The organism is Roseateles sp., from assembly GCF_031397715.1.
Lineage (GTDB): Bacteria > Pseudomonadota > Gammaproteobacteria > Burkholderiales > Burkholderiaceae_C > Paucibacter_A.
Genome location: NZ_JANNMI010000403.1, coordinates 1 through 8,435, shown reverse-complemented (window position 1 = coordinate 8,435; position 8,435 = coordinate 1). Strand labels below are relative to the sequence as shown.

The window sequence follows — 8,435 nt, the reverse complement described above, 5'->3', positions numbered from 1 at the left end:
CCAAAAAGCTTGGCGTCAATCTGGATGAACTTCTGATCAGCCAACCCGACACAGGCGAACAGGCGCTCGAGATTGTCGACACGCTGGTCCGCTCCGGCGCGGTCAGCATGGTGGTGGTGGACTCGGTGGCGGCCCAGGTGCCCAAGGCCGAGCTGGAGGGGGAAATGGGCGATTCCTTGCCGGGCCTGCAAGCCCGTTTGATGAGCCAGGCGCTGCGCAAGCTGACAGCCACCATCAAAAAGGCCAACTGCATGGTCATCTTCATCAACCAAATCCGCATGAAGATCGGCGTGATGTTCGGCAGCCCCGAGACCACCACCGGCGGCAATGCCCTGAAGTTTTACGCCTCGGTGCGCTTGGACATTCGCCGCATCGGTTCGATCAAGAAGGGCGATGAGGTGATCGGCAGCGAGACCAAGGTCAAGGTGGTGAAGAACAAGGTGGCTTCACCTTTCAAGACCGCTGAGTTCGACATTCTTTATGGCGAAGGCATCAGTCGCGAGGGTGAAATCATCGATATGGGCGTGATCGCCAAGGTGGTCGAGAAGTCCGGCTCCTGGTATGCCTACAAGGGCGAGAAGATCGGCCAAGGCAAGGACAATGCGCGCGAGTTCTTGCGCGAAAATCCAGAAATCGCGCATGAAATCGAGAATTTGGTGCGCGAATCCTTGGGCGTGCCCTTGTTGGCGGCCAGGGTCAAGGCCTAAGCTGTCATGGGTGGCGAGCCGGCCGAGCTGGCCCTGGTGCGGCGCTTTTGGGCGCAATATCAGGCGCGCAACTGGTCGGCGGCCCAAGCGCTGTTGCATCCGCAGGCGGTTTGCAAATGGTGGGCAACGGCGGAACGTTTTGACGGCGCTGCGGCAATCGTCCACGTCAACGCGGTCTACCCCGAGGGTTGGACGATTCATCTGCTGGAGCTGAATGGGCTGAGCGTGCCGAGCGGGCTCGACAGCCAGGGTGGCGCGGTCCGCGCGGCCGCGGGCGCAAGCGAGAGCCGCCGCGTGCACAGCTTGGTGCGGGTAGAGCAGGGCGGCCAGGCTTTTTACGCCAATAGTTTTTTCAGCCTGGCGCAGGGTTTGATCCGCGCCATTGATGAGTATTGGGCCGACACGCAGCCGGCGCCTGCTTGGCGTTTGACCGGCGATTTGCCAGGCGCGAGCGCTCTGGGCACCGATGTGCGGGCCGGCTTGTCGCTAGAGTTGGATGCGCCGCCAGATTTGCCTTGAAGGAGCCCGAAGCGCCAGCACCGTAAGTTCTATGAAGCCCACTCAGTCCCTCAAGATGCGTGCGATCGGCTTGCTTTCCCGACGGGAGCATAGCCGCGTCGAGCTGCGACGCAAGTTGCAGAGAATTCAGCGCAGCAATCTGGCCAAGGTGGACGCGTCAGCCGAGGCCGAAACTGACGCCGAGGCCAGCGCCGAACTCGACCCGCTGCTGGACTGGCTGCTGGCGCAAGGCTATTTGAGTGACGCCCGTTTTGTCGAATCGCGCGTCCATGTGCGGGCGCCGCGTTATGGCAGTCTGCGCATCAAGCAGGAGCTGGCCCAACATGGGCTGAGTCTGAGCGCCGAGGCCATGGCTGAGCTGAAGGCGCAGGAGTTCGAGCGTGCCAAGGCGATCTGGCAGCGCAAGTTTGGTGGCGAGTGGCCGTCCGATGCTGCGGTCAGGGCCAAGCAGATGCGCTTTTTGATCATGCGCGGCTTTGCGCCCGAGCTTGTTCACCGCTTGCTGCGCTGCGCGGATGAGACGTAAGTGACGCAACCTTGGCAGCCTTGACGGGCTTTCGAGCCGGCTTTGCCGTGAATCCGGCCGTGCTGACAGTTTCGCGAAAGCCTCGCGAAGTCCAGCATGCTACATTGGCGCTCTGCGTAAACCCCTGCCTGCTGCCCATTTAAGCCGCAGGCAGCGTTTTGTGTGAAGCCGTTTTTCCAGCCATGTCCCTATCCAATCCCTCCTCCGAGCGCCGTTTGATGCATCGCCGCGCCATTGATGTGCAGGTGTTTGCACGCAAGGACGGCCTGTACGACGTTGACGCTGCGTTGACGGATATCAAGACCGTCGATATGGCGGTCGCCGGCGGCCAACGCCTGGCCGGTGAGCCTATTCACGCGATGCTGCTGCGTTTGGTGGTGGACGCGCAGACCAATATTGTTGAAGCCGGTTCGCAGACGAGCTGGATGCCCTATCCCGGCGCCTGCGATCAACATGGCGACGCGTATGCGGCCCTGGTCGGACTAAATTTGATGCGGGGCTTTAGGCTCGGCGTCAAAGACCGGCTGGCTGGCACCAAGGGCTGCACCCACCTGACCGAGATGTGCCAGCTGTTGCCGTCGGCGGTGATCCAAGCCTTCGCTGGCATCGTGCTTGATACCCAAGAAGGTAGTGGTTCCGGCCAAGCGCCGTTTCAGCTTGACCGCTGCCACGCGCTGCGCAGCGACGGCAGCACGGTCAAAACGCATTACCCCCGCTGGTTCCGCAACGGTGAGGCCCCGACGGCCGCACCCGCAGCGTTGCCCGCTTCTATCTCCTCTTCCTGACTTTTCCAAAAGCGAGACCCCTATGAAGATTCACGAGTACCAGGCCAAGGAAATCCTGCGCCAATTCGGCGTGCCTGTGCCGCGTGGCCATGCGGCTTTCACGGTGCAAGAAGCGGTCGAAGCCGCTCAGAAATTGGGCGGCCCGGTCTGGGTCGTCAAGGCTCAAATCCATGCCGGCGGACGCGGTAAGGGCGGCGGCGTCAAGCTCGGCCGTTCGATGGATGAGGTCAAGAGCCTGGCCGAAGAGATCCTCGGCATGCAGCTGGTCACGCACCAGACCGGCCCGGTCGGTCAAAAAGTGCGCCGTCTCTTGGTTGAAGAAGGCGCCGACATCAAGAAGGAATACTACGTTGCTGCCCTGACCGACCGCGCCACCCAGCGCGTCGCGATGATGGCGTCCAGCGAAGGCGGCATGGACATCGAGGAAGTGGCCCATGCCACGCCCGAGAAGATCCTGCGCGTCATCATCGATCCGGCCCTGGGCCTGACCGACGAACAAGCACAAACCCTGGTGGCCGGCATCGGCGTCCCGGACGCGTCGCAAGCCCAAGCGCGCGATGTGCTGCAAAAGCTCTACAAGTGCTATATGGCCACCGACGCGTCGCTGGCCGAAATCAACCCGCTGATTCTTGAGGGGTCAGTGGACGGCAAGCCGGGCGGCATCAAGGCGCTGGACGCGAAGTTCGACTTCGACGCCAACGCGCTGTTCCGTCACCCCGAGATCGTTGCCTACCGCGACCTCGACGAAGAAGACGCGGCCGAAGTGGAAGCCAGCAAGTTCGACCTGGCCTACATCAGCCTGGACGGCAATATCGGCTGTCTGGTGAACGGCGCCGGCCTGGCCATGGCCACCATGGACACCATCAAGCTGTTCGGCGGCTCGCCGGCCAACTTCCTCGACGTGGGCGGCGGCGCGACGGCCGAGAAGGTCACCGAAGCCTTCAAGATCATGTTGAAGAACCCTGAAGTCAAGGGCATCTTGGTCAATATCTTCGGCGGCATCATGAAGTGCGACACCATCGCAGAAGGCGTGATCGCCGCTTGCAAGGCTGTCAATCTGTCGGTGCCTTTGGTGGTCCGCATGAAGGGCACCAACGAAGATTTGGGCAAGAAGATGCTGGCCGAGTCCGGCCTGCCCATCATCGCCGCCGATTCGATGGCCGACGCGGCCACCAAGATTGTTGCAGCCGTAGCCTAAGTCTTTGCTAGAAAGAACGTCATGAGCATTTACATCAATAAAGACACCAAGGTCATCACCCAAGGCATCACGGGCAAGACCGGTCAGTTCCACACCCGCGGCTGCCGCGACTACGCCAACGGCCGCAACTGCTTCGTTGCCGGCGTGAACCCCAAGAAGGCCGGTGAGGACTTCGAAGGCATTCCAATTTTTGCCAATGTGACCGAGGCCGCCAAGGCCACCGGTGCCACCGTGTCGGTGATCTATGTGCCGCCGGCCGGCGCTGCCGCTGCGATCTGGGAAGCCGTTGAGGCCGAATTGGATCTGGCCATTTGCATCACCGAAGGCATCCCGGTCCGTGACATGCTGGAGTTGCGCAATCGCATGCGTGCCAAGGAAGCGGCCGGCGGCAAGCGCACGCTGCTGCTGGGGCCCAACTGCCCAGGCTTGATCACCCCCGATGAAATCAAGATCGGCATCATGCCCGGCCACATCCACCGCAAGGGTCGGATCGGCGTGGTCTCGCGCTCCGGCACGCTGACCTATGAAGCAGTGGCTCAGCTGACCGAAATCGGCCTGGGTCAGTCCAGCGCCGTCGGCATCGGTGGCGACCCGATCAACGGCCTGAAGCACATCGATGTGATGAAGGCCTTCAATGACGACCCGGATACCGACGCCGTCATCATGATCGGCGAAATCGGCGGCCCGGACGAAGCCGAAGCCGCGCGCTGGTGCAAAGACCATATGAAGAAGCCCATCGTCGGCTTCATCGCCGGCGTCACCGCACCCGTCGGCAAGCGCATGGGCCATGCAGGTGCCTTGATTTCCGGTGGCGAAGACACGGCCGATGCCAAGCTCGCGATCATGGAAGCCTGCGGCTTCACGATCACGCGCAACCCGTCCGAGATGGCCAAGTTGTTGAAGGCCTTGCTGTAAGCGGTTCGCACTCAGCAAAGACTTAAAAGGGGCGACAGCCCCTTTTTTTGCGCGCACTTTTGACGGTCAATCGCTTAGTTATAGTCGGGCGCTGTGCTGCTTCAAGCAAGTGGCCTGGCGCCATTTCTGAAGAGCCCCCATGGAAACATTTCTGAGTCCCGAGTTCTGGTTGGCCGTCGGCCAGATCATCATGATCGACATCTTGCTCGGCGGCGATAACGCGGTCGTGATCGCCTTGGCCTGCCGCAAGCTGCCGCCCGCCCAGCGTACCAAGGGCATCATCTGGGGTACGGCGGGTGCCATCGTGCTGCGCGTGGTGCTGATCTTCTTCGCCTTGACCTTGCTGCAAGTGCCCTATTTGAAGATCGTCGGCGGTCTATTGCTGGTCTGGATCGGCGTCAAGCTGTTGATACCGGAGAATGAAGACGAGCACTCGAACATTCAGGCCAGCGACAAGCTTTGGGCGGCGGTCAAGACCGTTATCGTGGCCGACTTTGTGATGAGTTTGGACAATGTCATCGCCATCGCGGGTGCCGCACAGGGTGCCGGTGGCGATCACCAGATGCCGTTGGTGATCTTCGGCTTGCTGGTGTCGATTCCCATCATCGTCTGGGGCAGCCAGTTGGTCATCAAATTGATGGACCGCTTTCCCATGGTCATCACGGTCGGTGCAATGTTGCTGGGCTGGATCGCCGGCACCATGATCATCGGTGACCCGGCCCTGAAGGATTGGGTGCCGGCCCTGCCGGGCGACAAGCCCGGCACGACGGCGGTGCTGCCGGCCTGGCATTACGGCTGCGGTGTAGCCGGCGCATTGTTTGTGTTGGCGGCCGGCAAGTTGCTGGCGACACGCAGCGCCAAGACCGCTTAGCAGTAACCGGGACCATGATGGGCGGCTTCTGGCGGCGTGTTCTGGGCAAGTTCAGCCCCCCGGCGGCGGAGTCGACGTTGGCCGCCTCCGACGGGGCTTCGTTTTTGGCTGTGCAAGCGACCCGTGCAGCCGTAGGCTTGCAGGGTTATGAATTGCAACGCGAGCTCGGCCGCGGCGCAATGGCGGTGGTGCATCTGGCCCGCCAGCTCAGCGATGGCAACTTGGTGGCGATCAAGCGCCTGTCGCTGCAGCGTGAGTTCGCCGCCGAAGATTTGGTCGATGTGCGCCAGCGCTTCATGCGCGAGGCGCGCGCGGCCGGTCACCTCCAGCATCCCGATATTCTGCAGGTGCTGGATGCCGGTGAGGCCGGTGAAGACGCCTGGATTGCGATGGAGTTTGTGCAGGGCAAGGACCTCAGCCACTACACCCGCGCGGTCCAGTTGCTGCCGGTGCGCGAGGTGGTGCGCATAGGCGCGCGCTTGGCCCGTGCGCTTGACTACGCGCATCGCCAAGGCGTCGTGCACCGCGATATCAAGCCCGCCAATGTGATGCTGGACCTGGCCAGCGATGTGTTGAAGGTGATGGACTTCGGCATTGCCCGCATCGCCGATGGCAGCCGTACTCGCACCGGGCTGGTGCTGGGAACGCCGTCCTTTATGTCGCCTGAGCAGTTGGCAGGGCTGAAGGTCGACGGGCGCAGCGACCTCTATTCGCTCGGCGCGATGATTTATCAGTTGCTGACCGGGCAGTTGCCGCATCAGTCCGACTCGATGGCCAAGCTGATGTACCAAATCGCCAACCAGACGCCGGCCGATGTGCGCCATTTCCGGCCCGGTCTACCCGAAGCGCTCGCCCTCGTGTTGGCCCTGTCGCTGGAGAAACGCCCCGAACTGCGCTACGCCAGTGCGAGCAAATGGCGCAGGACCTGGACGCGGTACTGGGTCAAATGGGCGCGACCGATGCAGCCGAGGCGCTGCCGATCTTCGACACCGGTTCCGCGGTGCCAGTTTCTGCCGATTCTTTCGCACAAACAGTCCGTCTGAATGGGCTGGAAGCAGGGCAGAATCCTGCGGACAAGCAACCAAAGACAAAGCCATGACCCTGGAGTTTTTCAGCGCCACCGATGTGGGCCGCGCCCGCGACAACAACGAAGACTCGGTGGCCATGGACGAGGCCGTCGGCTTAGGCGTGCTGGCTGATGGGATGGGTGGCTATAACGCCGGCGAAGTGGCCAGTCAAATGCTGACCAGCTTCATCCGCGCCGAGCTCGGCCGTTGGCTTAAGGAGTCGGGCGCCAGCGCCACGGCGGCCGACGTGCGGCGCGCCATGGACATCTGCGTCGACAACGCCAACCGCGCGATTTTCAACGCCGCCAACACCAACCCGCGCTATGCCGGCATGGGCACGACCTTGGTGGTCGGCGTGTTCCGTGAAGAGGGCTTGCTGATGGGCCATGTGGGCGACTCGCGCGCCTACCGCCTGCGCGGTGGTCATCTGATGCAGATCACACGCGACCATTCCTTGCTACAGGAGCAGCTTGATGCCGGGCTGCTGACGGCGGAAGAGGCGGCCCAGTCCAGCAACAAGAACCTGGTGACCCGCGCTGTCGGTGTTGAAGACGCGGTGATGCTGGAATTGCATTTGCATGAGGTGCAGCCTGGGGACGTCTACCTATTCTGCTCTGACGGCCTGTCCGATATGCTGGATGACGCGTCGATCTGTCAGTTGCTCTTAAACCACCCTTCCCTGTCTGAAGCGGCGCAAGCCTTGATAGATGGAGCCAATGACATGGGTGGCCGGGATAACATTGCAATGGTGTTGGTCAGGGCCGAAGGTCGCGCCAAATCCGAAGCCAAGGCTTGGTGGCCATTTGGGCGGCGCTGAAGCAGTTCGCGAAAATATCAACGGCGGTGCATAACAACGCCGACGCAAGCCAGAAGACAACAGGATCGAGGTCAAAGCATGGGCAAACTGGTGGTTTCGCTCGATGGGGTGGTTATCAAAGATGTCCAAATTACCAAGGACAAGACCACGCTTGGGCGCCGTCCCTATAACGATATCGTGATCGACAATTTGGCGGTCAGCGGTGAGCATGCCGTCTTGCAGATGGTCGGCACGGACGTCTTTATCGAAGACCTGAACTCGACCAATGGCACGTACATCAACGGCAAAGCCATCAAGAAGCAGTTGCTGGCCAATAGTGACATCGTCGAGATCGGCAAGTACAAAATCAAGTTTTTGCTTGAGGATGCCAGTGACTACGAAAAGACCATGATTCTGAAGCCCGGCGCGGCGCTGACTTCACCCGGTGGCCATGGTGTGCCCTCGGGCTTTGGCGTGTTGCCGGGCGCAGCCAATGCGACGCCGGCATCGATACGGGTGTTGACCGGCGCGGCGGCCGGTCGTGAGGTCAGCCTGATCAAGGTGGTGACGACGGTCGGTAAGCCCGGCGTTCAAGTCGCCTCCATCACCAAACGCCCCAGCGGCTATGTGTTCGCCCATGTCGAAGGTGCGGCCCGCCCAAGCGTCAACGGTTCAGCCTTGACAGGCGAGTCGATCGCACTCAAGGACGGCGACGTGATCGAGTTGGCCGGCACGCAGATGCAATTCGTCAACGGCTGAACCCGCTCGACGCTGGGAATACCCTGGTGATTTGATGGGTGCAGAGCTCGGCCGGCCATGCACAATGGCGGTTGAGCCCTGTCACTGCTTTGGCTTGTTGTTTTCAAGCCAGCCAAGACCAATCACCTTGCCCGAGCACAGCCGTGAGCCAGCGCCCTATATCGACTGCCGACCATGCAGCTGCAGCTGCCGCTGCGTCAGCTGCACCACCCCTCCTATCTCGCCTTGGCTCGATCAGGCTGCGCATGGCGCTCGCCGTGGTGTCCGTCAGCTTGTTGCTGGCGGCGCTGAC

Annotated in this window: 10 protein-coding genes; all 10 read left to right on the top strand. The window is 61.7% G+C overall.

Annotated features, from left to right (window positions below; genetic code table 11):
• Positions 1-707, top strand: a 707-nt coding sequence (recA, locus tag RMO57_RS17685) for a recombinase RecA (RefSeq protein WP_310388881.1), incomplete at its 5' end; no start/stop codon positions are given.
• Between the two features lie 6 nt (positions 708-713).
• Positions 714-1,226, top strand: coding sequence for a hypothetical protein (locus RMO57_RS17680; protein ID WP_310388879.1), 513 nt, complete (start codon positions 714-716; stop codon positions 1,224-1,226).
• 31 nt (positions 1,227-1,257) lie between these two features.
• On the top strand, positions 1,258-1,752 hold the full coding sequence (gene recX / locus RMO57_RS17675) for a recombination regulator RecX (RefSeq protein ID WP_310388877.1): 495 nt from the start codon (positions 1,258-1,260) through the stop codon (positions 1,750-1,752).
• A 182-nt stretch (positions 1,753-1,934) separates the two neighbouring features.
• Positions 1,935-2,537 (top strand): DUF2889 domain-containing protein, encoded by a 603-nt coding sequence (locus tag RMO57_RS17670; protein WP_310388875.1) that lies wholly within the window; start codon positions 1,935-1,937, stop codon positions 2,535-2,537.
• Positions 2,538-2,559: 22 nt separating this feature from the next.
• Positions 2,560-3,735 carry an ADP-forming succinate--CoA ligase subunit beta gene (sucC, locus tag RMO57_RS17665; RefSeq protein ID WP_310388873.1) on the top strand — a complete coding sequence of 392 codons (1,176 nt, stop codon included), beginning with the start codon at positions 2,560-2,562 and terminating at the stop codon, positions 3,733-3,735.
• A gap of 21 nt (positions 3,736-3,756) precedes the next feature.
• Positions 3,757-4,650: a succinate--CoA ligase subunit alpha gene (sucD, locus tag RMO57_RS17660; protein WP_310388871.1), complete on the top strand. Its 894-nt coding sequence runs from the start codon at positions 3,757-3,759 to the stop codon at positions 4,648-4,650.
• 139 nt (positions 4,651-4,789) lie between these two features.
• On the top strand, positions 4,790-5,521 hold the full coding sequence (locus tag RMO57_RS17655) for a TerC family protein (RefSeq protein WP_310388869.1): 732 nt from the start codon (positions 4,790-4,792) through the stop codon (positions 5,519-5,521).
• 14 nt (positions 5,522-5,535) lie between these two features.
• The gene (locus RMO57_RS17650; RefSeq protein ID WP_310388868.1) at positions 5,536-6,564 is read left to right on the top strand and encodes a serine/threonine-protein kinase; all 1,029 of its coding nucleotides are present in this window, start codon (positions 5,536-5,538) and stop codon (positions 6,562-6,564) included.
• A 52-nt stretch (positions 6,565-6,616) separates the two neighbouring features.
• Positions 6,617-7,405, top strand: a complete 789-nt coding sequence (locus RMO57_RS17645; protein ID WP_310388866.1) for a Stp1/IreP family PP2C-type Ser/Thr phosphatase — start codon at positions 6,617-6,619, stop codon at positions 7,403-7,405.
• A gap of 78 nt (positions 7,406-7,483) precedes the next feature.
• Positions 7,484-8,143 carry an FHA domain-containing protein gene (locus RMO57_RS17640; RefSeq protein ID WP_310388864.1) on the top strand — a complete coding sequence of 220 codons (660 nt, stop codon included), beginning with the start codon at positions 7,484-7,486 and terminating at the stop codon, positions 8,141-8,143.
• Positions 8,144-8,435 lie beyond the last annotated feature (292 nt).